This is a genomic window from Neobacillus sp. S1115 (assembly GCF_055385565.1).
This window is the reverse complement of record NZ_AP038275.1, coordinates 1,587,217-1,609,986: the sequence shown is the minus strand read 5'-3', so window position 1 is coordinate 1,609,986 and position 22,770 is coordinate 1,587,217. Positions and strand designations below refer to the sequence as shown.

Below are 22,770 nucleotides of genomic sequence, written 5' to 3'. Positions count from 1 at the left end.
GGGTCCTGACTACTCTGCAATACCGCAGAATGAGGTCAGGACCTTTTGATTATTCTTTAATAAAAATAACATCATCTTTATGGCAGGCAGGGCAGCGATACAGATGCGGGCATTTATGCTCAGAATGGGTATCCGCAAATCCATCCTCCATTTTCATTAAATCAATTTCCATATAGGGACTGTAATCGTCGTAGTAATCTTGAAGTCTGCCGCTTTCTAACATTGGCTCCCCACAATCCCTACATAATAAATATACTTCTCTCAAGCCATTACATACTGGGCACACGGTCATCTCATTCACCCTTTAATTTGTTTTCTTTAGTTTGCGTTACTTTGTAACCTCTATAATAGGGAATAAATTTCCACTTAAAATTTTCGAATAAGCTTTTTAGATTTAGTCATAATAAGATTACAAGCAGCACCCCACCAAGAAAAACAAATATCACTTACAACGATGGATGAAGCCAGACAGGGTTACAACCGGTGCAACTCCGGTTCATCCAACCAAAACAATTATCATGGGTTAGGCCTAGGAGGCTATGGTAATAATCCCATTATGGTTCAACTCCATACTAACCCCAAAACTAAAAAGAGGAGTGTTAACTAACTATGGCTAACAACAACAACTCTAACCAACTTTTAGTACCAGGAGTACAACAAGCACTTGATTCAATGAAGTATGAAATTGCTCAAGAATTTGGCGTAAATCTTGGAGCAGACACAACTTCTCGCGCTAACGGATCTGTTGGAGGAGAAATCACTAAGCGTCTTGTCGCTATGGCTGAATCTCAACTTGGCGGTTTCCAACGCTAATTAAGTAAACCTTATTGATAAAAGTTCATAATATGGCTAAGAGCCCCCTCCTTTGGAGGGGGCTTTCCTTTGTTTACACCATTTTTTCTGGCTTAATCCACTCATCGAATTGCTCAGCGGTTAGATACCCCGTTTTGATTGCCGCTTCCTTCAGGGTGCTATTTTCTTTAAAGGCAAGTTTGGCGATTGCAGCTGCTTTTTCATAGCCGATATAAGGGTTTAAGGCGGTAACCAGCATTAACGAACGTCCCACATGCTCTTTAATAGCTTCTTCATTTGCTTCAATGCCAACTGCACAGTTGACATTAAAGGAACGAATGCTGTCGGTTAAAAGCCTGATTGATTGGATTAAATTATAAATAATCACCGGTTTAAATACATTTAATTCGAAATTGCCCTGGCTTGCGGCAAAGCCAATGCATGCATCATTCCCAAAGATTTGGCAGGCAACCATCGTCAATGCTTCACTTTGTGTTGGATTCACTTTCCCTGGCATAATTGAGCTGCCAGGCTCATTGGCCGGTATCGTCAGTTCGCCGATGCCGCTGCGCGGGCCGCTTGCAAGCCATCTGACATCATTGGCAATTTTCATTAAATCGGCCGCCAATGCTTTTAAAGCCCCATGGACATAAACGATTTCATCATGGCTTGTCAGAGCGTGAAATTTATTTTCTGATGTTTGAAACGGGAAACCAGTCAGCTTGTGGAGCTCTTCAGCGACTTTTGCGCCAAACTCTGGACTAGCGTTGATTCCCGTACCGACTGCAGTTCCGCCAATCGCTAATTGAAGCAGGTGCTGGCATGCCTCTGTAATCATTCGCTCATTATTCTCGAGCATATACCTCCAGCCGCTGATTTCCTGCCCCAAAGTAAGCGGTGTTGCATCCTGCAGATGGGTTCTGCCGATTTTTACGATATTTACGAAGGCTTTTTCCTTTTCTATCAGGGTATTTTTTAATTCCTGTATTGCCGGAATAAGATTTTCGGCAATTTTTATAAAGGCAGCAATATGCATTGCCGTCGGAAAAGTATCGTTTGAGCTTTGCGACATATTAACATCATCATTTGGATGAATCTTTTCGGTGCTATTTTGACTTTTTAACCATTCATTTGCGCGATTGGCAATGACTTCATTGACGTTCATATTGGACTGTGTACCGCTTCCTGTTTGCCAAACAGCCAATGGAAAATGTTCATCATGTTGTCCGGCTAAAATGTCTTCAGACACCTTTTTGATGGCGTTCATTTTATCCTCACTCAATTTACCGAGCTGATGATTAACAATAGCAGCCGCCTGCTTAATGTAAACCAAACCATAAACGAGCTCGAGCGGCATTTTTTCCATCCCGATTTTAAAATTTTCTTTACTCCGCTGCGTCTGTGCTCCCCAAAATTTATCCTCAGGAACACGGACTTCACCCAGGGTATCGTGTTCAATTCTGAATCTTTCCATCATTTTTCCACCTCACTATTTATCATCCTTTCATATGTATTCCCAAACTAATTTGTTTTATAAATAAAAAAAACTGCGGAACATTGTCCGCAGCCTTAATGTCTGCTAATAAGAGTATAGCCAATGTAATACGTAAGAACTAAAAAACTGCCAATGGTTAGAACAACTGTGTAGTCTGACATTGATTTGCCACCCCATTTTTAATTTGAATTAAAACTACAATATCATGGGGTGAAAGGAAGACAAGTGATTAAAATTACACTTTCTTGGCGAAGGTGTGAATTTTTTATGAACTTTTTCATTTAACCTGCCATATCTTTGCTTCCAAGCTGAAGCTCATACATTTGATAATATTTTCCCTTAAGCGCCATTAATTCATCATGGGTCCCGCGTTCAACGATGGTGCCGCGGTCTAGGACGAGAATTTGATCCGCATTTCGAATTGTCGACAGGCGGTGGGCGATGATAAAGGTTGTTCTCCCTTTTTTCAAGACATCCATCGCCTCTTGAATCAGCGCTTCGGTTTCCGTATCAATGCTGGAGGTGGCTTCATCCAAAATGAGAATAGCCGGATTAAAAGCAAGGGCGCGGGCAAAGGAAATTAACTGACGCTGTCCGCTTGATAATGTGCTGCCTTTTTCAATAACCGATTCATCATAACCGTTTTCAAGGTTTTTAAATACTTTCTCCGCACCAACATCTCGTAATGCTTTTTCGACTTTTTCGCTTGTAATGGACGGATCATTTAGACTCACATTGGAGGAGATTGTTCCTGTAAATAAATACGGGTCCTGCAGAACAATCCCCATATGCTGACGGATCGTTTGCCGCGGGAGGCATTCGATATCTTTTCCGTCAATCAAGATTTGTCCTCTCTGGCAGTCGTAATATCGGAAAAGCAGATTCATGATGGAGCTTTTCCCTGAACCGGTATGGCCAACGAGGGCTACCGTTTCCCCAGGCTTTGCCTCAAATTGAATATTCTTTAAAACATATTCACCGTCTTTGTAACCAAAAGAAACATTTTCGAATGTGACATTGCCTTTTATCCGTGAAATTCGTTCCTGACTGACATTTTCCCCCGGCTCATCCATCAGCGTAAATACCCTCTCCCCAGCGACAAGCGCTGTCTCCAGATTGGCCAATTGGTTGACAATGCCTTGGACGGGCTGAAACAGCCGATTGATGTAATCCACAAAAGCGTACAGCATTCCTAAAGAAATGACAGCTGAAGGTGCAAGCGCCTGACCGCCAAAATACCAAATAAATGCCACAAACACGAGATTTCTTAGGATCCCAACCAGATTGTGACCAGTTAAGGCATTAAGGTTTAACAGTTTATTTTGGTAGGTAAAATGGCCATGATTCAGATTGTCAAAATCCTTCATAGTTTCCTTTTCCCTGTTGAAGGCCTGGATTATGTTCATCCCCTGAATCGACTCATTAACCATCGCATTGATTTCACTGTTCCGCGAACGAATTACCCGATTATATTTGGAAGCATACTTCCGGTAAATCAAAATCCAAATATACAAAATGGGCAAGAGCAGCAAACAAATTGCCGCGAGCTTTGCATTTAAAATAAACAAAGCTGAGTAAATGCCTGTAATATAAATAGCGCTTGTAAAAAAGGCTGCCAAGACAGTTACATAAAGCTCGCGAATCGCCTCGGTGTCATTTGTGATTCTGGCAACGACCTTGCCTGCCGGAAGGTTGTCAAAATAGCGGACTGGAAGTCTTTGAATATGATGAAACACATCCTCACGCATTTTTTGAATAATCCGGTTGGCTGATTTTTTCAAAAGGAAGTGCTCACCATATTGAAATACTGCAGATACCACCAAGAGTCCAAAATAAACTGCCAGCAGTTTTAAAATCCCCGGTATTTCTGGCTGATAAAACGCTAAAAGTTCTGGCCCTTTGATAATTTTTGCAGGATATTCTGCTTGCTTTTTCCCTTTTGTGACCATTAGTTTGCTGCCTTTGAGACTTCTCTTCCCATCAAATTCAAGGTCATTTTCGATAAACACAAACTTTGTTCCTACCTGAAGGATCCGGACTTTTTCTCCCTTTTCCTCGCCGTTTGTAAAATACTTTTCCCGTTTATAAAACGTTCCGTTATAGCTAACGGCTTTATCACCTTTTGCTCCTGTTTCATACCAAACCGACTCAATCCCTAAAATATGCTGATCGATGATGTTCTTCGCGATAAATGGTCCGGCCAAATCCGTAACGACCGAGATGGTCAGCATGAACAAGGCCGCGATAATGATTTTTTTATAAATTAAAGCGTAATTAATTAAGCGTCTGCCAACCTTCATGCTGACTCCTCCTCTTCGATTTTGGCTTCCACCTGCTGGCGCAAGAATTGCTCTTTATACCAGCCGTCCCGCTCCAGCAGCTGTTCATGAGTTCCTTCCTCAATAATGGCCCCTTCATCAAGGACAATGATATGGTCGGCATGCTGGACTGCAGACATTCTGTGCGTAGTGATAATCGTTGTTTTCCCGTTTCTTACTTTACGGATATTGTCGATGATTTTCTTCTCTGTTTTCGCATCTACCGCAGATAAGGAATCGTCGAGAATTAGTATTTCAGGATTTTTAATGAGTGCACGGGCAATCGAAATCCGCTGCTTTTGCCCTCCTGATAACGCTACTCCCTTTTCCCCAACTAATGTCTCGAGACCTTCCGGTAACATTTGCAAATCCTTGCGAAAAGCCGCGAGATCTATAGCCGTCTGCAGGTCGTCCTCAGATGCAACCTTACAGCCGAACAAAATATTTTCCTTTACGCTTCTCGAAAAAAGAACATGATCCTGCGGAACGTAGCCAATCCATTGGCGCACTTGTTCTAGTGTTTGGTCCTCAATGGAGGCCCCGCCGATTGAAAGCCCGCCTACTCCAAGTGGATATTGCCTCAACAATTGCTTGATAAAAGTGGTTTTTCCGCTCCCCGTCTTGCCGACAACCCCAAGGGTCTGGCCTTGAAGCAGTTTGACAGTGACATTTTGCAGATTATCCGTTTTCGAAGATGGATAACGGAACGTTACTTTTTCGAAAAGGATTGGGTTGGGGCTTGCTACCTTTATTGGCTGGGATGGGTTTTGAACCTCTTCCCGATAGCTGATTGTTTCATGGACCCGGTCGAGCGAGGCATTCCCCCGCTGCATCACGTTAATCAGTTCGCCGACCGCAAACATCGGCCAAATCATCATCCCCAGGTACACATTAAAGGAAACGAGGTCTCCCAAGGTGATAGCCTGATGAAAAACGAGCGTAGCGCCGTAACCAATCCCAATTAAATAGCTGAGGCCGACCAGTATTTTTATGGTCGGATCAAATAACGAATCGATTCTGGCGACGTTTATATTTTTCTGATAAACATCTTCGGTCAATTCGTGAAACCGTTCGCGGTCCGCATTTTCCTGGACATAGGCACGGATGACTCTTACTCCTGCGATCGATTCAAGAACGCGGTCATTTAATTCGCCGAAGGCATCCTGTGCTTCGGTAAAGCGAGTGTGGATCTTTTTGCCGTACATTTGCATCAGGATGGCCATGATTGGCAGCGGCAGAATCGCCGCCAAGGTCAGCTTCCAGCTGATGAAAACGCCCATTGTAAACAGAATCGTCAGCATCCAGACACTCGAATCGACAAGCGTTAAAATCCCGAATCCGGCTGTAATGGAAATAGCTTTTAAATCGTTTGTGGCCCGAGCCATTAAATCCCCGGTACGATTCTTTTCAAAAAAGGCCGGCGTCATTTTTAAAAGATGGCCCATAAATCTTGAGCGCAGCTTTCTTTCGATTAAAAAAGCACCGCCGAACAATTGATATTGCCATATATAAGTGATGGCGTAGGATGAAACCATAATGATGGTGAGATAGACAAGATACATGAAGATATTCTGATTTGTCATCGCCCCAGAATGAATATCGTCAATCGCCAAACCGATTAATTTGGGCGGTATGACATCCAACAAACCAACGAATATAAGTAAAGTGACCGCTACTAGGTAGCGCTTCCAATTTTCTTTAAAAAACCAGCTTAATTTATTCAATACGGAAAACATGCTGTTTTTCCCCCTATTTCTGTTTTAATCTATCCGCTTTCTAGATCTCCTATTTTGTGTGCGAGCCTTACATTGAGTCTTTTCAGCATGCTAATTCCTCCTTTTTTTATAAAAAAAGAGACATACTGCCGCAACTGTGCAGTATGCCTCTTATTTAAAAATAAAAAACACACGCCGCGCATCACAAAGTAACGCAGCCTGTGTTTGAAAATACATAAGTGAAGTGTAGATTACAAGGAAATCCCTTTAGGGGTGGCTGCGTTAACATATTCAGTTGATTGATTAGTTAAGTGGTTTAAAATAATCATTTTGCAGCCCTCCATTTCCTTTTTTTTCTTACTTTGTAAGATTAACACCATATTTTTTAATTGTCAATTCCCATTTTTCGGAATTATCTTATCGGCTGCTGTTAACAAAAGATTCATACATTTTGAAACTGCCTGTCTGTAAATTGGAGTAAAATGGGGGATGGATATTTAATAAATTTGAAAGGATATGGACTATGCCTACACCAAAAAAATCACGCCATGAACCAAAGGAGTTACTTGAATTACGGGCCTTAAACCCGCGGATGAACCTTTCTGACAAAGACGGTAGAAAGTACTACGCTCTTGAAAAAGGCTATCAAGGAGAAGTGATGTTTGATGCAATTACCCAAGAATTGAAGAATAACTGCATTGTATTAAATGGCTTACTCTTTAAATTGAAAGAAAAGCATTTTCAAATCGATACGGTGATTATTTTTCAAAAAACGATTTACCTGATTGACGTTAAAAATTTTGAAGGAGACTATATTTATAAGTCTGATCCTGACCGTTTTTGTAAAAATGATACCGAAATTGACGACCCTATCCTTCAATTGTTGAAGGCCGAGTCCAAGCTGCGGCAGCTTCTCGAAGAGTACAGATTTAATCTGCCGGTTGAATCCTACGTGGTTCATATTAGCCCCACATTTACCCTATACAATGCTCCTCAAAATATTCATGTTATTCTCCCAACACAAATCAATCGCTTCATAAGAAAATTAGAAAATATCCCATCAAACCTGAATGGCGGCCATGAGAGGCTTGCAGACCTATTAATTTCTCTGGATCAAGGTGATTATCCAAATCCTCCAAAGCCCGCTTATAGTTATGAGGAACTGAGAAAGGGTCCTTATTGTTCGAAGTGCAACTCATTTTCGGTGTCTGTTGAGGAGAGGAAAATGGTTTGTAATACTTGTGGGTGTGAGGAACGGATGGAGTCTGCGGTGCTGCGGTGTGTGAGGGAGTTGGTATTGCTTTTTCCGGAGATGCGGATTACGGTGAATTTGGTTTATGAGTGGTGTGGGGATAGAGTGTCGAAAAAGCTGATTCATCGAGTTCTTGTTGAGAATTATAAAGCTTGTGGAAAGAAAAAGTATACCTATTATGTTTGAAGTGTTTTTATCGGAGTAGTTCCAATGTGGTTTCGGTGTTAGCCACTCACGCTTGGGCGATATAAAGCTTTCATAACTACCGAAGTACCTTTTCCATTCTCGCCCGGGCGTTATAAAGACTTCATAACTACCGAAGCTTTCCTTTCCATCCTCGCCCGGGCGTTATAAAGGCTTTCATAACTACCAAAGTACCCTTTCCCTTCCTCGCTCGGGCGTTATAAAGCTTTCATAACTACCGTACTTCCCTTTTCCTTCCTCGCCCGGGCGTTATAAAGGCTTTCATAACTACCAAAGTACCCTTTCCCTTCCTCGCCCGGGCGTTTTAAAGGCTCCATAACTACCGAACTACCCTTTTCCTTCCTCGCCCGGGCGTTATAAAGCTTTCATAACTACCGTACTTCCCTTTTCCTTCCTCGTCCAGGTGTTATAAAGCTTTCATAACTACCGTACTTCCCTTTTCCTTCCCCGCCCGGGCGTTATAAAGCTTTCATAACTACCGAACTACCCTTTTCCTTCCTCGCCCGGGCGTTATAAAGCTTTCATAACTACCGTACTTCCCTTTTCCTTCCTCGCCCGGGCGTTATAAAGCTTTCATAACTACCGTACTTCCCTTTTCCATTCTCGCCCAGGCGTTATAAAACTTTCATAACTACCGAACTAATTCTTTTCCCTCACGTCCGGCGTTATGAAGCCTTTCATAACCACCAAAGCAACCATTCCATAAAAAGAAAAAAGACAGCCCCCACCCACGGCCATCCCATCTTCATGTATCTAGTCTTCACTTTTAGACAATTCCCTGAACCGCTGCTTAGAAAGCTTTTCGTCAAAGCTGCTGAAAATACGGTAATTTCCCCCATCCAAGATCCGAAAATGCTTGCTTAGAATATTCTGCTGGAGGACGAATCCGTTCTTCTTTACAACGACCCGCCACCAGACCCGGCCGCCAAGTGTTTTGGCTTTCCGGTAATCAATGCCTTCTCTTGCTACCGTTTCAAGTACTTCAAGGGGCTCGTTTCCAAATAAAAATTGGACCGTTTCTGTTTCACGAAATAAGGCACAAACAGAAACTACCGTTGACCAGTTGGCAAGAACTCTTCCTTTTTCAATCTGTACAAGGGTTTTCTTAGAAACACCAATAATATCTGCCATTTTATCCTGAGTGTAGCCTGCTTCAGTCCGGATTAGCCGCAATTTCTCTGAAACAATCTGAATAATTTCATCTCTGGTCATACAAAGCCCTTCCTTCAATAACTTCTAGTGTAATTTTACACAAGTTTTCCTGATTTTAAAAGTAATAAGGGTATTCACATAAAAAAAACTGCTATCCCATAAGATAGCAGTTCATTCATTACTTACTGATTTCTGGCGGTACACTACATCCGCCTGAGCAAGATTTGTTCAATTCGCATGCAGCACATTTTCCTTGTTTCGAGCGATTAATAAATCGTACAAGTGCCCAAGCGGCATATCCAAAAATAGCAACTCCAATAACAATGCTAGCAATCATAGAATTTCACTCCTTTTGTTTATACCAGACCAAACAGCTTGCCGCCCTGATAAATAATCAGCGATAAAACATAGGCAATGACTAATGCATAGCCGATCGCGAAGGCTGTCCATTTTTTTGAGCCAGTTTCTTTATAAATGGTTGCGGTAGTGGCCAAGCATGGAATGTACAATAAAATAAACACCATAAAGCTGTACGCAGCAAGCGGTGTATAGTAATTGGCCAGCAGCCCCTGCAGACTCGAATCATTCGGCACAAAATAAATAATGTTCATCGTCGAAATGATTGCTTCTTTGGCAAGGAAGCCGGTAATTAAGGATGCTGCTGCCTGCCATGTGCCAAAGCCAATTGGGGCAAAAATCGGGGCAATGACACCACCGATTGCCGCAAGGAAACTGTCATCCATTTCCACCTTCAAGCCGCCCGGCCCTGCATAGGATAAAATCCAAATAAAAACGGAACCGGCAAATATAAACGTACCTGCTTTCCGTACAAATCCCTTGCCTTTATCCCAGGTGCTTCTCCATAAGGATTGAAACTGCGGCAGCCGATATGGCGGCAATTCAATGACAAATAAGGAAGTCTGCGATTTTAACATGGTCGATGAAAAGATTTTTGCTAAGATTAACGCGATTACAATCCCTAATACATATAAGCTTAAGACAATAAAAGCTTTATGGGCTGCAAAAAATGCCCCGACAAATAAGGCATACACAGGCAGACGTGCTGAGCAAGACATTAACGGAGTCAGCAAGATTGTTAACAGCCGTTCGCGCGGTGTTTCGATCGTTCTTGCCGCCATGATGCCCGGAACATTACAGCCAAACCCAATCATCATTGGGATAAACGCTTTCCCGTTCAACCCAACCGATTCCATAATTCTGTCCATAACCAACGCAACACGGGCCATATAGCCGGAATCCTCTAATAACGATATGAAAAAGAACAAAATAAAAATCTGCGGTACAAAAACAAGAACACCGCCAACCCCGGCAACTAATCCTTCAATAATCAGCGCATGAATAAAGGCAGACGCATGAACAGCCGTCAGGGCTTTTTCAATACCAGCCGCGACCGGTCCAGTCAATAACCCATCAAGTGCATCCGACATCGGCGTCCCCAGCCAATCAAATGTCAGCATAAACATTAAATACATAAGCAATAAGAAGATTGGCATACCAAGATATTTATTGGTGACAATACTGTCAATTTTTTCAGATAATGGCACGACACCATCACGTTTACTCGTTGTTTCAGCAATAATTTTTTCAATCGCTGCTTTTCTTTTCATATAAATAAAGTTTGGTAATGTTTTAACGTCATACGATTTCTTGATGGACTCTTCCAATTTAGCTGAAAGAGCTTCAAGTTTTTCGCCATCCACAATTCGCGTTACGTAATTTTTTACGTATTCATTTCCTTCAAAATACTGAATCGCCAAAAAGCGTTTTGAATTCTCCGTTTTCCCAGCCAGCTCCTGAGATAGGTCGGCTATTGCTTTTTCCACTTCCACACCATAGTTTACAAGGTTCTTTTTCACCGGCGTAAACGATTTTGTGGAAATAGTATCAACTAATTGATCACAGCCCTTACCGCTTCTGGCGACGACGGGTACAACCGGGACACCCAGTTTTTCCGAAAGTTTCTTGGCATCAATCATAATCCCGCGCTGACTAGCGACATCAATCATATTTAAACCAATTAAAAGCGGCTTTTCAAACTCCAGCAGCTGCATGGTTAAATGTAGATTCCGTTCTAATTGAGATGCATCCAATATATTCAATAGCCGATCGACGGAATCGTTTAGAAAAAAGGAAGTGACGACTCCCTCATCTCTTGAAAGCGGGTTTAGTGTGTAGACACCCGGCAAATCTATTAATCTGCCAATATTATTTTTGAAAACGCCAACTTTCTTTTCAACCGTTACTCCGCTCCAGTTGCCCACATACTCATAGGAACCTGTGAGGTTATTAAACAATGATGTTTTTCCAGTATTCGGGTTTCCAATAAGAGCAATTTCCATTTATATTCTCTCCACTTCAATCTGGACGGCTTCCTTGCGGCGAATTCCGACGCATTGGCCGCAGGACTCAATCATAATCGGGCCGCCAAAAGGCATAACGCATTTCACACATATTTCCGATCCTTCGGTAATTCCTAAATCAAGCAGACGTCTTTTCACAAGGTTACCGACATGGGAAATATCAACAATTTTCCCCTTTTCCCCTGCTTTCAAAGATGTAAACATATATTATCACCCAATCCGTTGTAATTGAGAATGATTATCTTTCTATATTGTCATTTTACACCTAAATTTTTAAAAAAAATATAAAAATTTGTGACAAAAAAAGAAAAAAAGAAAAGCACCTGGCTTTTCTTCATTAAATGTTATTGATATTTAACAACCATTCTTTTCGGCATAGCCGCAAGGACTAAAACAACGATTATGGCACTGATGATAAAGTTTGGCAGCATATAGGTCCCATTATAAATCAAGGAATAAACGGCTACCGGCTGGCCTTTAGGAGCATACTCCCCAAAGAAAGCAATTCCGGAATAAACATGACAGATATACCGAAGCAGGCTTCCCAGGAACGTTCCTATCACGGAATAAACCATCCAGCTTCCTTTATTCCCCTCTTCAAGAGCGTTCTTAACCTGGCGTGCAAAAATTCCGGCAAAACCGAGAACCGTAAACGCAATAAAATAATCGATAATTCCCTGAATAATCGTGTAGATTTGCGCAAAACCAAGAATGAATTGCAATAATCCCAACAAGAAGCCAGTTAATAAGCCGCCCTTAATTCCCCAGCGATACGCCATAATAAAAACCGGAACCATCGCAATGGAGATTGATCCTCCTTGCGGCCAAATTTTTAAGGACAAAATACTTGCAGCTAAGTCTAATAAATAAGCAAGTGCCGAAAAGACGGCAACCTCTGCGATAAAACGTGTACTGCTTCCTTTTTGATTCACACCATTTTCCCCCTTATTTATAAAAAATAAAAAAGCAATGCAAGACGTAAGGATTGTCTGCATTGCTTTCTAATATCGGCAAAACCACATCCCTACGCTAGCGTTAACTAACAGGTTCATAGGGTCAGAACTCGAACGTTCACTCTCAGCCGCTTATGCGCAGCTCCCCCTGTGGACTATTTACTTGTTTACATAACGAATGATACTACTGTTTAAAAGGTTTGACAAGGAAAATATTACAAACGTGTTGCAAATCCGGACCTGTTTTTTCCCCAAAAAAAACAGCATCACAGCCCAAACCCAATTTGCATAGTATATAGTAAAAAAATTCCAGGAGTTATGACCTATGTTTACTTTAAAGGCTGACCATGAAATTGAGCTTCTTGTCTTTCAACGCCAGCATGCCTTACAGCTTTATCAGCTTGTCGAGGATAACCGTGACCACTTGCGAACATGGCTTCCCTGGGTCGATAGCATGACCACTCCCTATCAATTCGAAACTGTGATCCCCCATTGGCTGAATCAATTGGCCGAGGGCACCGCCTGCAACCTTGGCATCCTCTACAAAGGAAGGCTTGTTGGATCAATCGGACTTCATCAAATTGACTGGTACAATAAAATGGCCAGCATCGGTTATTATTTAGCAAAGGATGCAGAAGGTCATGGGATTATGATCCGCTCTGTTCATGCCGTGCTTAATTATGCATTTTTAGATTTAGGCCTAAACCGGATTGAAATCCGCTGTGGAGTAAAGAACATCAGAAGCCGAGCTATTCCCGAAAAACTAAGATTTCGAAAAGAAGGTTTATTAAGGGACGGAGAACATTTAAATGGTTATTTCCATGATATTATCGTGTACAGTATGCTCGCCCGCGAATGGCAGCAGCCCCTCTCATATTAAACCCCTTTCACCAGCTGCCAGATGGCAGCTTTTTTATTGGTTTGTTCATTAATTTGCTCAAGAAGCATTTTTTTGAAATAATAAAACTATACTCAAATACGGCAAGGCCGTAAGAAAAATAAGATTATTTTGTAAGTGAGGTGGCATACCTTACGAATCGTAAGGTCCCCAATGATTTGGATAAATATCTTGATAATAGCTCTGCTCATACTGTTTACTGCATTTTTTGTCGCATCAGAATTTGCGATCGTTAGAGTACGGACAACCAGAATCGACCAATTGGTTGCCGAGGGCAATAAAAAAGCCGAAGCCGCCAAGAAAGTCATTTCCAATTTGGATGGATATTTATCGGCTACTCAGGTCGGAATTACGATTATTTCCTTAATCTTGGGGTGGCTTGGCGAACCAACAATTCGAATGCTGTTAAAACCTATCTTGGATTGGCTGCAAATTCCGGCTTCACTAGGGCACATAATTTCCGTTATTTTTTCGTTTATTGTCATTACCTTTGTCCATGTGGTCATTGGTGAATTATCGCCAAAAACGTTTGCAATACAAAAATCGGAGGAAATTATCCTGCATGTTGCCAAGCCGATGATTTTGTTCTATAAGCTGATGTACCCGTTCATATGGGCGTTAAACCACTCAGCCCGTTTTGTTACGGGCCTGTTTGGAATTAGGCCTGCCTCGGAAAATGATATCGTCCTTTCCGAAGAAGAATTACGGCTAATTTTATCACAGAGCTATAAGAGCGGTGAAATTAACCAGTCGGAATATAGCTACATGAATCGAATCTTTGAATTTGATGATCGCATCGCCAAGGAAATTATGGTGCCTCGGACAGAGGTCATCACCTTTTCCAAAGATGCCTCTCTTAATGAAATTATTGAAACTGTCCAGGAAGAAGGATACACCCGTTATCCCGTCATTGATGGGGATAAGGATAACATTTTAGGTGTCGTCAATATCAAGGAGGTGCTGACCGACTGCATCCAGCAGAAATGCAGCGGCGAAGAACCGCTTACTACTTACATAAAGCCTGTTATACATGTAATTGAAACTATCCCGATTCAGGAGCTTTTAGTAAAACTGCAAAAAAACCGCTCTCATATGGCGGTTCTATCCGATGAATATGGCGGTACAGCCGGGGTTGTCACGGTCGAGGATATCTTAGAGGAAATCGTCGGGGAAATCAGGGATGAATTTGATTTGGATGAAGTACCCCTTATTCAGAAAAAGGGGGAGAATCATTTTATTTTGGATGGTAAAGTCCTCATCAGTGAGGTCAACGATATTTTAGGCACGACCCTTGAGGACGATGATGTTGATACCATCGGCGGATGGTTTTTGACCCAAAAATTTGATGTCCAAAAAGATGATACACTCGAAAGAGATGGTTTCACCTTTCAAATCAAAGAAATCGACGGCCACCATATCGGCTATATAGAAGTAAAAAAATCACCTGCGTCTCCTGAATAAGGGGACGTTTTTTTATTTTTTAAATATTTTGACATTAATATTCATATTACCTATAATTCTCCATAAAATATAGTTAACAATGCCTATAATAACCGAAACGTTTGACTGTACGGTTTAAATTCTCTATAATATTGTTAATTTATATATATGTCGAGGTGGTATGATGGGGCTGTTTATCGAATTGGCGAATTAGCGGAAAGAGCAATGGTTTCCAAGAGAACAATTGATTACTATACGTCTATTGGATTGCTCAAAGCAGATCGATCTGAGTCCAATTACCGCATCTATACGGACGAATCATTACATGATTTAAAATTTATTGAAGAATGCAAAAGTCTGCATTATCCATTAGACGAGATTAAGAGAAAACTAGAAATGCGCAAAGCAGCAGGCAGCATTCAGGCTTCAGAAGTGGAGAAACATGTGTGTACGCTGACCCAGCAAATGCTCAAGCTTCACAATGATTTATTTGACATCATCCCCTTTCTTGAAGAATTGGATGCGAAGCAAAAAGAGAAGCTTTCCAATAACCTGAGTCTGCTTAGAACTGCATTATTGAAATCGCTTTTAAAGGTTTCAAGTTAATCTTTGAAAATACCAGGAGGTGACTACCTTACTCGTCTAAACAACGAGTTAAGGGAACTTATTTGGACATATTTAATTTGGTTTTAATAGCCATTTTAATAGCATTAACTGCTTTTTTTGTAACTTCAGAGTTTGCGATTGTGAAGATTAGAAGTTCAAGAATCGATCAGTTAATCGAAGAAGGAAGTTCGAAGGCCGTTTCAGCCAAAAGAGTGATTTCAAATTTAGATGAATATCTTTCTGCCTGTCAGCTTGGAATTACCATCACGGCTCTTGGGTTAGGTTGGATTGGGGAATCAACGATTGAACATTTGCTTGGTCCTCTCTTCATTTCATTGAATCTTCCCGACAATGCTGTAAAAATATTATCCATTTCGATTGCATTTGGAACAATTACCTTTTTGCACGTCGTAGTCGGAGAACTTGCGCCTAAAACATTGGCCATTCAAAAAGCAGAATGGATAACACTTAAGGTAGCTCGCCCGCTCATTCTCTTCTATAAAATAATGTACCCGTTTATTTGGGTATTGAACGGATCCGCTCGAATTATTTCGAGAATCTTTGGGCTTAAACCTGTTTCCGAAAATGAAATCGCTCATACGGAGGAAGAGCTTCGAATTATCTTATCGGAAAGCTATAAAAGTGGCGAAATTAACCAATCAGAGTTCAAGTATGTAAATAAAATATTTGATTTTGATAATCGAATCGCTAAAGAAATTATGGTACCGCGGACCGAAATCGTCTCATTGTCTAAGGACGACTCTCTCGATGCCTTTTTATCAACGATCCGGGAAGAAAAATTCACCAGATATCCTGTAATCGATGGGGATAAGGACCATATCGTTGGGATTGTCAATGCCAAGGAAGTCATGACTGATTTTATCGGAAACGAACAGCTTTCGGCACAAACTCTCGAAGGGTATATCCGTCCAATCATCCGTGTAATTGAAACGATTCCTATTCATGATTTGCTTGTAAAAATGCAAAAAGAGCGAATGCATATGGCGGTTTTAATGGATGAATACGGCGGAACTTCAGGTTTGGTAACGGTAGAAGATATTCTTGAAGAAATTGTCGGGGAAATTCGCGATGAATTTGATATGGATGAGATTCCTGAAATTCGCAAGATCAAGGAAAATCATTATATTATTGATTCAAAGGTTTTAGTGAGCGAAGTCAATGATTTATTGGGCGTCGAAATTAATGACGAAGATGTTGATACCATCGGCGGCTGGATTTTAACCGAGAATTACGATGCCAAAGAAGGCGACATTATTGCACATGAACCGTACACCTTTAAAATTATTGAAATGGAAGACCATCATATTAAATATATAGAAGTCATGAAAAGTATAAGCAACGGAGAACCAACAAACGTCAAGCAGGTGTCTTTATCCAATTCGGAGGTTCTTTACTAACATAATTTAAACAAACCTGTAAAAGGTTTGTTTTTTTTGTCCTTTAAATCAGGACAATTGACTCATTCCAACATTTGTCTTGCCTGCATATCCTGCTATCAAGGAGGGGATGAAATTGAACCAAACTGCTATTCTTTTCTTGGCCTGTATTTTGGCTGGCTTCGCCTTAGTTAAAATGCCGACCATTTCATTTTTAGCTAGCCTGTCATCATTATTTCATGTTATCGGTGCACTTGCCATTCTCATTTTCGCACTTGCAACACTTTACCTTGGTGCTAAAGCTTTCTTCAAAAAGCTGTAAGCGCATTCGCCTCTGGATAGAAAAAGACCAGTGTTGAACTGGTCTTTTTTTATTTTGACTTTAAAATCAAAGTTTCTTCTTCTACTTTTGCAATTTTAATAAGGTGGGAATCAAGGCGGCGATTGATATGCTGGATATCATGGTTTTGCGTTTCCTCGATCCGTTCTAACACTTCTTTAATATCGGATAAGTCGATTTGATTAACAGCGACGCGATGTTCTATACTATCCATTTTCTCTAATCTTGAAAGTCTTTGTTCAATGTTCTCTAAAGTTTTGTTAAATGTATTTATTAGTGACTTCATGTCGTTTACGTTCTCATTTAATTTCTCAAACTGCTTTTCCATCAACAACATCCCCTTTCATGTGGCTATCATATCACCATTTTCACCATAAAGATGTTACAAAAACAGTAACTCTATAATCAAATTGTTAAAAATGAACTTTTTATTACAATTAACCCCAAAAATAGCTTCATGTGAATATTATCATAGGCAATTTCCAAGAAAAAACGTAATCTTTTAGTAATAAGGATAATTCTTTAGAATTGTCACCTCATAGAAAAGGTTGGTGTTTGAATATGTTAATTTCTATTGATGAAAAAGCAGTAACATGGTTTGCAGGAGAATTCGAATACACAAGGCCCTTTAGCGTTCGTCTGTTCCCGCAATATGCCGGCTTTGGCGAAAAGCACAAAGGCTATAGTCTTGCATTTTCAATTGAAACACCATCAAACTCTGGGTTCTCGAAAGAAGTAAATGGAATGAATTTCTATATAGAAGAAAATGATTTATGGTTTTTTGAGGATACAGAAACCCATTTATCAGTTGATGATTTCCTTAAAGAGTTACAGGTGACATACAAGGATGTAAATTAATCTTCGAGAAGCATATTAAAAGGTATCCAGCCAGATGGATACCTTTTTGTTTTATCCAAAAACCCTCGACATTATCTCCAAGAAATGGCAGAATTTTATGAGATGGATATAATAATTTTATAATACAACCATATAAAATAAGGGGGGCATGAACATTTTAATTTGGACTATCTTAGGGATTGTAATAGGCGGAGCTGCCATTTATTTATTCTTAAAACTTACTGGCCACAAAAAGGAACATAAGGTTCCAGTCAAAGGTACAACGGAGGAAATACAACATCCGATTATTGATGCAACGTTAGAAGAAATAAAAAATACCGTTCGTGATTTTTCAAACAGATTACCTAAAGGGGTTTACAGAACCATACTTGTCAAGGAGGATCACTCCATCGATTTTAAACAGCTTGCCCATCTTCTTGGCGGGATACCTGAAAGAAAATACTATATGTCGAAGGAAACCTATGACATATTTGAAGAACACGAAAAGCATATTCCGGGGGAAATGGACCTTGTCCAAAAAGCAGTCGACCTATATGTCAAGGAGCACAATGAATATCCGATGCTGCCGTTTGACCCGGAGCGCAGAGTAAATTATTATCAGCTAATCCAGGACAAATATTTAAAATCAGCTCCAGAAATACAATTCTATATTACTGATTTAGACGGGCTGATTACCCACAAAAAGCCCGCGAAAAAAACCTCCTCTTAACCCAACGAGAAGGTTTTTTTCTTTCTCAACAAGAATAGGATTTTTTAGATAGGTTTTTTTTTGCTTTTTTTTCTACAATATTGAGATAATAGCAATATGACTTTATGAAAAAATGAGGGGTACAATAATGGTTAATAAGAAAACAAATACACGACATCTGGCTACTATTTCCTTAATTATTATGGCAGCCGGATTTCTTGCTACAATTCCCATGCCGCCATCCATTTGGAGAATAGTTCTCCAAGGCGGTTTTGAAGCAGGGCTGGTAGGTGGCCTTGCCGACTGGTTTGCCGTGACGGCCCTTTTTCGGCATCCGCTAGGGCTGCCAATCCCGCATACTGCGCTTTTGCCGAAAAATCGCAGTAAAATTATCGCAAAAATCATCTCGATGCTGGAAAATGATTGGCTGACGAAAGAAAGTATCCAGCAGAAAATAAACAATTTCCAGTTCACGGAGAAAATTTTTTCACTCATCAATGAGGAAATACACGGAGACAATCTAAAAAAGAATAGCATAAAGGTTATTAAACATTTAATTAAGATGGTAAACCTGCAAAAAATTGCCCCGGTCATTGAAAAGGAGCTTAAATCTCAGCTGAATAGCTTAGATACAAAGCATTATCTCCCTCTCCTGATTGACCAGGTTACAGTCAGAAAATATGATGAAAAAGCACTTGATTTGGTACTGAAGGAAATTGATGTTTGGGCCAAAAAGGATAGCACTAAATATCGTCTCGGCGGAATTGCTGTGGAGATGATTGAAAATATTCCAGCCGACGGGATTATGCAGTTTGCAATCCGATCATTTAGCAATCTCGTGAATGAGGAAAAGTTGGGTAATATCATCCAGAATCTAATCATTAAGGGTGTCGATAGCTTCCGTGACCCCTTTAACCAAAACAGGCAAACCCTATTGGTTCACATTCACCAGAAACTTGAGAGCCTGAAAAGTGACGAAAAAATGTATGAAGAATTGGAACGCTTTAAATCCCAATTGATAGCAAAATGGGAACCTGAAGAAAAAATCAACGAATTCCTGGCGAATGCTCAAGCTAAAGCACTGGATTTTGTGGAAGACCCTATTTTCTACGATGAATATCTTCTTCCTTTCATAAAGGACGGACTAAGTGAATTCGGTTCAAATCAGGAAAAGATGGGACAGCTTGAAGCTTGGATTAAAATGCAAATTGCCGGGTTTGTTGATAAAAACCATTCCAAAGTCGGCAAACTGGTCGAAGAAAATCTTGAAAAGCTGGATAATAAAACGCTCATCCACATGATTGAAACCAATGTAGGAAAAGACCTGCAATGGATTCGGGTCAATGGAGCATTGTGTGGTTTTCTCATCGGGCTGGCACTAGTTGGAATAAAAGCATTGTTTTAAATATAAAGCACCTTTCGAGGTGCTTTATTTTTATTACTTTAGTATCAGAGTAAATCCGTTCTCGTCCTCGAAAATGATAGTTCTACAATGAAATAGTCCTACATATTTACTACTATAGTCATTATTTTTAAGGGAGGTAGGTAGGAAAATGGGTGTTAAGTTTATTAAAGTTTCTGTTTGCTACTTTGTCATTGGAGTATGCCTCGGAATGTACATGTCGATGACGGAAAACTTTAATTTTACTCCAGTTCATGTCCATATTAATTTATTAGGATGGACAGCGATGACGCTTGCCGGTCTTATTTATGTTGCCTTTCCTCAAGCCGCAGAAACCACATTGGCAAAAGTTCACTTCTGGCTTCATAATATTGCCCTTCCTGTCATGATGATTTCACTGGCACTGCTAGTTTCAGGGAATGAGTCTGCCGGTCCAGGTGTTGCTACTGGCGGAACATTAATGGTCCTCGGTATCATCCTTTTTGCCATCAATATCCTTAAGAATGTAAAAGCAAATTAATATTTTGGCTAAACATAATAAATTTCCTGCATTTATTCTGATAGTCCTTCTAAAATTTCAATAAAGAGCGCTGCGGGCTTTTTTTTCCGCAGCGCTTTTTAAATGAAAATTATGGTTCAAAGCTTTGAAGGTTGTCTTTTCTTATTTTCATATAGTCTGCAGGAGCCTTCTTCAAATCATAATTGTAAATGGCCCCTTCCCAATCCCCATACATTGGATTTGGAAAGACGATAAACTTACTGCCGAACTCAGCATTTATTCTGTCAACTGACTTCATCCTATCTGCAGCGGATAATTGATCAAATCCTTTAAAATCCCCGAGATTATCCCCAAATAGCAGGACAATATCGTAATCTTTTGCCACCTGTTCCCGCCGTATTTCCTTGCCGATTTCTTTTTCCTGCTGTAATAAAACATGCTCCTTATCCGCTTTCGGAGCGCCAACCATTTGTAAATTTTTGATGGTCGCTTCCTTGTGTGCTTCCTTGCGGTTAGAAATATAGAAGATCTCCACTCCCCTTGATTCGGCATACTTCAGGAAATCCAGCGCACCTGGCAGCGGCTTTGCTTCCGCCCTGTTAAACCAATCACTCCAATCAATGGGGTCTCCTTTTCCGGTTTGAACCATCCAGGCATGATATGGACTGTTATCCAGTACCGTTTCGTCAATATCAAGCACGATCGCTGGTTTTAACCCGTTCCTTTTAGGATTTTTGGAAAGAATTTCATCCAGTCTTAGTTTGCCAAGGTAGTACCCTTGATAATATAATGCCCTTGCCTCACCAGACTTTTGAAACCATAAGACTGACATGGTATTCTGCTCATACAGGCTTTCAAGCGGAATTTTTTCAGTCTGTGCTAAGCCAAGTGAATTTGGGAAAATCAATAAATACAAAGCAGCAGCAAATAACATGGTCAGTTTCCTCAATGTACATACCTCCTTTACACATATAATTTTAGTATGCGAAAAAATTAAGCATTCAACCTTATCTTGTAATTTTGTAAAATAAAACAAAGAGCATTATATAACAGAAAAGTTTTCCTACATAAATGGAGGTCAACAAATTGGAAGGTAATCGATATGACCCTTTTAAGACTGCTTTTGATAGTTTAGATGAATTTGCCGACATGATCAGCCAGGTGCTTAAATGCCCGATTACGATTGAAGATGCGAACCATCGTCTGCTTGCCTATAGCACCCATGACGAGCGAACGGATCCGGCTCGAATTTCCACCATTATTGGCCGCCGAGTACCTGAAAAGGTTATTAATCAATTATGGAAAGAAGGAACCATTCCTGCCCTGCTTAAAACCAATGAACCACTTCGGGTAAAAAACATGGAGGATATCGGTCTTGGTCATCGGGTCGCGATTTCAATCTGGAAGCAGGATGAGGTATTAGGATTCATTTGGGCCCTTGAAATCGATCGGTCATTAACAAACGAGGATTTTACCTTATTAAAAAATGCTGCGGACGCAGTCAAAAACAAACTACTGCAGCTTCAGACAAGAAAAAATAAAAAGGAAGAACGTACCCAGGAATTCTTTTGGAAACTGTTAACCCGGCATTTGAACTCATCTAGGGAAATTATGGAGCACTTCCATTCTCTACAAATAACTCCCGCTAAATTCTTTGCCGTGCAGGTTTACAAACTGCCGCACAACATTACAACCAAAGAAGAACAGGCTATTTCCTATTTATTAAAGACAACTCAGCGGGTCAAAATTTTGCTTTATGCCATTGATTGCAACCAGCTTATCTTACTGGCCGCAGCTGATTATTTTGAAAACCCGATCCCAGAACTAGATCAATTTGCTAAAATGTTTGCCGCCAAATTGGATGACCGATTCGGAATTAAAGAGATTACCCCCGCCTGCAGCGGCATTTATGAGGATTATTCAAAAATCAGTAAAGCTTACGACGAGGCAAATGCTGTATTAACGGTAAAAGACAAATTCCCTAAGGAAACAAAAAACATCATTAACTATCAAAAGCTGGGCATTTATCAGTTATTTGATTTGCTTTTAGAAAAAAGAAGAAATGAAGAATACGAGAACTATTCCTTAAAAAAGCTTCACGAATATGATCAAAAACATAACAGCAATCTTCTTGAAACATTGGAGAGTTTCTTAAACTTTGATGACAATATAAACGATGCAGCGAAGGATTTGAATGTCCATGCCAACACTTTGGCCTATCGCCTAAAGCGAATCTCCGAAATTGGCGACATTAATTTTAAAGACCCTAATCAAAAAATGATGCTCTACCTTGATTTAAAGCTTAATAAATACAAGGGGATTTAAACAAAACTTTTTGTGAAAATCCCCAAAAAGTTAAAACATTATTTTTCTTTCCTGA

At 40.3% G+C, this 22,770-nt stretch carries 23 protein-coding genes and 1 riboswitch; of the genes, 12 read left to right on the top strand and 11 right to left on the bottom strand.

Annotated elements, in window-relative coordinates; all coding sequences use genetic code 11:
* Nucleotides 1-49: 49 nt before the first annotated feature.
* A complete protein-coding gene (locus tag ACZ5B7_RS07855) occupies nt 50-223 on the bottom strand; it encodes a hypothetical protein (protein ID WP_464493347.1) in 174 nt (57 codons plus the stop codon).
* Nucleotides 224-609: 386 nt separating this feature from the next.
* Between ACZ5B7_RS07855 and ACZ5B7_RS07850 the strand changes: the two genes are divergently transcribed.
* Complete coding sequence (locus ACZ5B7_RS07850) at nt 610-813, top strand: alpha/beta-type small acid-soluble spore protein (protein ID WP_213116711.1); 204 nt, start codon at nt 610-612, stop codon at nt 811-813.
* 73 nt (nt 814-886) lie between these two features.
* On the opposite strand, the gene fumC is transcribed toward ACZ5B7_RS07850, so the two are convergent.
* The 3 genes from fumC to ACZ5B7_RS07835 form a co-directional block, all read right to left on the bottom strand.
* Nucleotides 887-2,266 carry a class II fumarate hydratase gene (gene fumC, locus ACZ5B7_RS07845; protein ID WP_464494454.1) on the bottom strand — a complete coding sequence of 460 codons (1,380 nt, stop codon included), beginning with the start codon at nt 2,264-2,266 and terminating at the stop codon, nt 887-889.
* A 302-nt stretch (nt 2,267-2,568) separates the two neighbouring features.
* A complete protein-coding gene (locus ACZ5B7_RS07840; protein WP_464493346.1) occupies nt 2,569-4,587 on the bottom strand; it encodes an ABC transporter ATP-binding protein in 2,019 nt (672 codons plus the stop codon).
* Nucleotides 4,584-6,341, bottom strand: a complete 1,758-nt coding sequence (locus ACZ5B7_RS07835; RefSeq protein WP_464493345.1) for an ABC transporter ATP-binding protein — start codon at nt 6,339-6,341, stop codon at nt 4,584-4,586. The genes ACZ5B7_RS07840 and ACZ5B7_RS07835 overlap by 4 nt, the downstream gene beginning before the upstream one ends.
* Nucleotides 6,342-6,843: 502 nt before the next feature.
* On the opposite strand from ACZ5B7_RS07835, the gene ACZ5B7_RS07830 reads away from it, so the two are divergent.
* The gene (locus ACZ5B7_RS07830; protein WP_464493344.1) at nt 6,844-7,758 is read left to right on the top strand and encodes a nuclease-related domain-containing protein; all 915 of its coding nucleotides are present in this window, start codon (nt 6,844-6,846) and stop codon (nt 7,756-7,758) included.
* Between the two features lie 771 nt (nt 7,759-8,529).
* Here ACZ5B7_RS07830 and ACZ5B7_RS07825 read toward each other — a convergent pair.
* From ACZ5B7_RS07825 to thiT, 5 genes are all read right to left on the bottom strand, one after another.
* Entirely contained in the window at nt 8,530-8,988 is a 459-nt protein-coding gene (locus ACZ5B7_RS07825) for a helix-turn-helix transcriptional regulator (RefSeq protein ID WP_464493343.1), read from the bottom strand.
* 118 nt (nt 8,989-9,106) lie between these two features.
* Nucleotides 9,107-9,265, bottom strand: a complete 159-nt coding sequence (locus ACZ5B7_RS07820) for a FeoB-associated Cys-rich membrane protein (protein WP_213141096.1) — start codon at nt 9,263-9,265, stop codon at nt 9,107-9,109.
* A 19-nt stretch (nt 9,266-9,284) separates the two neighbouring features.
* Nucleotides 9,285-11,288, bottom strand: coding sequence for a ferrous iron transport protein B (gene feoB, locus ACZ5B7_RS07815; protein ID WP_464493342.1), 2,004 nt, complete (start codon nt 11,286-11,288; stop codon nt 9,285-9,287).
* Nucleotides 11,289-11,513: a FeoA family protein gene (locus tag ACZ5B7_RS07810; RefSeq protein ID WP_213116719.1), complete on the bottom strand. Its 225-nt coding sequence runs from the start codon at nt 11,511-11,513 to the stop codon at nt 11,289-11,291.
* A gap of 140 nt (nt 11,514-11,653) precedes the next feature.
* A complete protein-coding gene (thiT, locus tag ACZ5B7_RS07805; RefSeq protein WP_464493341.1) occupies nt 11,654-12,241 on the bottom strand; it encodes an energy-coupled thiamine transporter ThiT in 588 nt (195 codons plus the stop codon).
* A 72-nt stretch (nt 12,242-12,313) separates the two neighbouring features.
* Nucleotides 12,314-12,421: riboswitch (TPP riboswitch) on the bottom strand.
* A 166-nt stretch (nt 12,422-12,587) separates the two neighbouring features.
* On the opposite strand from thiT, the gene ACZ5B7_RS07800 reads away from it, so the two are divergent.
* From ACZ5B7_RS07800 to ACZ5B7_RS07780, 5 genes are all read left to right on the top strand, one after another.
* Nucleotides 12,588-13,142, top strand: coding sequence for a GNAT family N-acetyltransferase (locus tag ACZ5B7_RS07800; RefSeq protein WP_378585566.1), 555 nt, complete (start codon nt 12,588-12,590; stop codon nt 13,140-13,142).
* Between the two features lie 171 nt (nt 13,143-13,313).
* Entirely contained in the window at nt 13,314-14,621 is a 1,308-nt protein-coding gene (locus ACZ5B7_RS07795; protein WP_464493340.1) for a hemolysin family protein, read from the top strand.
* A 147-nt stretch (nt 14,622-14,768) separates the two neighbouring features.
* Complete coding sequence (locus ACZ5B7_RS07790; protein WP_464493339.1) at nt 14,769-15,206, top strand: MerR family transcriptional regulator; 438 nt, start codon at nt 14,769-14,771, stop codon at nt 15,204-15,206.
* 62 nt (nt 15,207-15,268) lie between these two features.
* A complete protein-coding gene (locus ACZ5B7_RS07785) occupies nt 15,269-16,624 on the top strand; it encodes a hemolysin family protein (RefSeq protein WP_464493338.1) in 1,356 nt (451 codons plus the stop codon).
* 115 nt (nt 16,625-16,739) lie between these two features.
* Nucleotides 16,740-16,925: a hypothetical protein gene (locus ACZ5B7_RS07780; RefSeq protein ID WP_213116725.1), complete on the top strand. Its 186-nt coding sequence runs from the start codon at nt 16,740-16,742 to the stop codon at nt 16,923-16,925.
* 49 nt (nt 16,926-16,974) lie between these two features.
* Here ACZ5B7_RS07780 and ACZ5B7_RS07775 read toward each other — a convergent pair whose 3' ends face one another.
* Nucleotides 16,975-17,271 (bottom strand): hypothetical protein, encoded by a 297-nt coding sequence (locus tag ACZ5B7_RS07775; protein WP_464493337.1) that lies wholly within the window; start codon nt 17,269-17,271, stop codon nt 16,975-16,977.
* A gap of 233 nt (nt 17,272-17,504) precedes the next feature.
* Between ACZ5B7_RS07775 and ACZ5B7_RS07770 the strand changes: the two genes are divergently transcribed.
* The 4 genes from ACZ5B7_RS07770 to ACZ5B7_RS07755 all read left to right on the top strand — a co-directional run bounded on the left by ACZ5B7_RS07770 (nt 17,505) and on the right by ACZ5B7_RS07755 (nt 20,411).
* Entirely contained in the window at nt 17,505-17,801 is a 297-nt protein-coding gene (locus ACZ5B7_RS07770; protein ID WP_464493336.1) for a HesB/YadR/YfhF family protein, read from the top strand.
* Between the two features lie 148 nt (nt 17,802-17,949).
* Nucleotides 17,950-18,510: a DUF3939 domain-containing protein gene (locus tag ACZ5B7_RS07765; RefSeq protein ID WP_464493335.1), complete on the top strand. Its 561-nt coding sequence runs from the start codon at nt 17,950-17,952 to the stop codon at nt 18,508-18,510.
* Nucleotides 18,511-18,637: 127 nt separating this feature from the next.
* On the top strand, nt 18,638-19,894 hold the full coding sequence (locus ACZ5B7_RS07760) for a DUF445 domain-containing protein (RefSeq protein ID WP_464493334.1): 1,257 nt from the start codon (nt 18,638-18,640) through the stop codon (nt 19,892-19,894).
* Between the two features lie 148 nt (nt 19,895-20,042).
* The gene (locus ACZ5B7_RS07755) at nt 20,043-20,411 is read left to right on the top strand and encodes a cytochrome-c oxidase (RefSeq protein WP_213116729.1); all 369 of its coding nucleotides are present in this window, start codon (nt 20,043-20,045) and stop codon (nt 20,409-20,411) included.
* Between the two features lie 109 nt (nt 20,412-20,520).
* Here ACZ5B7_RS07755 and ACZ5B7_RS07750 read toward each other — a convergent pair whose 3' ends face one another.
* The gene (locus ACZ5B7_RS07750) at nt 20,521-21,324 is read right to left on the bottom strand and encodes a 5'-nucleotidase, lipoprotein e(P4) family (RefSeq protein WP_464494453.1); all 804 of its coding nucleotides are present in this window, start codon (nt 21,322-21,324) and stop codon (nt 20,521-20,523) included.
* Nucleotides 21,325-21,539: 215 nt separating this feature from the next.
* Between ACZ5B7_RS07750 and ACZ5B7_RS07745 the strand changes: the two genes are divergently transcribed.
* On the top strand, nt 21,540-22,715 hold the full coding sequence (locus ACZ5B7_RS07745) for a PucR family transcriptional regulator (RefSeq protein ID WP_464494452.1): 1,176 nt from the start codon (nt 21,540-21,542) through the stop codon (nt 22,713-22,715).
* The last annotated feature ends 55 nt before the right edge of the window (nt 22,716-22,770 follow it).

Excerpts from the sequence above, each read along its gene's own strand:
- fumC (WP_464494454.1), bottom strand. The coding sequence starts at position 2,266 with ATGGAAAGATTCAGAATTGAACACGATACCCTGGGTGAAGTCCGTGTT.
- ACZ5B7_RS07850 (WP_213116711.1), top strand. The coding sequence starts at position 610 with ATGGCTAACAACAACAACTCTAACCAACTTTTAGTACCAGGAGTACAA.
- ACZ5B7_RS07775 (WP_464493337.1), bottom strand. The coding sequence starts at position 17,271 with ATGGAAAAGCAGTTTGAGAAATTAAATGAGAACGTAAACGACATGAAG.
- ACZ5B7_RS07820 (WP_213141096.1), bottom strand. The coding sequence starts at position 9,265 with ATGATTGCTAGCATTGTTATTGGAGTTGCTATTTTTGGATATGCCGCT.
- ACZ5B7_RS07830 (WP_464493344.1), top strand. The coding sequence starts at position 6,844 with ATGCCTACACCAAAAAAATCACGCCATGAACCAAAGGAGTTACTTGAA.
- ACZ5B7_RS07835 (WP_464493345.1), bottom strand. The coding sequence starts at position 6,341 with ATGTTTTCCGTATTGAATAAATTAAGCTGGTTTTTTAAAGAAAATTGG.
- feoB (WP_464493342.1), bottom strand. The coding sequence starts at position 11,288 with ATGGAAATTGCTCTTATTGGAAACCCGAATACTGGAAAAACATCATTG.
- ACZ5B7_RS07765 (WP_464493335.1), top strand. The coding sequence starts at position 17,950 with ATGAACATTTTAATTTGGACTATCTTAGGGATTGTAATAGGCGGAGCT.
- ACZ5B7_RS07790 (WP_464493339.1), top strand. The coding sequence starts at position 14,769 with ATGTCGAGGTGGTATGATGGGGCTGTTTATCGAATTGGCGAATTAGCG.
- ACZ5B7_RS07750 (WP_464494453.1), bottom strand. The coding sequence starts at position 21,324 with ATGTTATTTGCTGCTGCTTTGTATTTATTGATTTTCCCAAATTCACTT.
- ACZ5B7_RS07810 (WP_213116719.1), bottom strand. The coding sequence starts at position 11,513 with ATGTTTACATCTTTGAAAGCAGGGGAAAAGGGGAAAATTGTTGATATT.
- ACZ5B7_RS07770 (WP_464493336.1), top strand. The coding sequence starts at position 17,505 with ATGTTAATTTCTATTGATGAAAAAGCAGTAACATGGTTTGCAGGAGAA.
- ACZ5B7_RS07825 (WP_464493343.1), bottom strand. The coding sequence starts at position 8,988 with ATGACCAGAGATGAAATTATTCAGATTGTTTCAGAGAAATTGCGGCTA.
- ACZ5B7_RS07755 (WP_213116729.1), top strand. The coding sequence starts at position 20,043 with ATGGGTGTTAAGTTTATTAAAGTTTCTGTTTGCTACTTTGTCATTGGA.
- ACZ5B7_RS07760 (WP_464493334.1), top strand. The coding sequence starts at position 18,638 with ATGGTTAATAAGAAAACAAATACACGACATCTGGCTACTATTTCCTTA.
- ACZ5B7_RS07840 (WP_464493346.1), bottom strand. The coding sequence starts at position 4,587 with ATGAAGGTTGGCAGACGCTTAATTAATTACGCTTTAATTTATAAAAAA.
- ACZ5B7_RS07855 (WP_464493347.1), bottom strand. The coding sequence starts at position 223 with ATGTTAGAAAGCGGCAGACTTCAAGATTACTACGACGATTACAGTCCC.
- ACZ5B7_RS07745 (WP_464494452.1), top strand. The coding sequence starts at position 21,540 with ATGATCAGCCAGGTGCTTAAATGCCCGATTACGATTGAAGATGCGAAC.
- ACZ5B7_RS07795 (WP_464493340.1), top strand. The coding sequence starts at position 13,314 with ATGATTTGGATAAATATCTTGATAATAGCTCTGCTCATACTGTTTACT.
- ACZ5B7_RS07800 (WP_378585566.1), top strand. The coding sequence starts at position 12,588 with ATGTTTACTTTAAAGGCTGACCATGAAATTGAGCTTCTTGTCTTTCAA.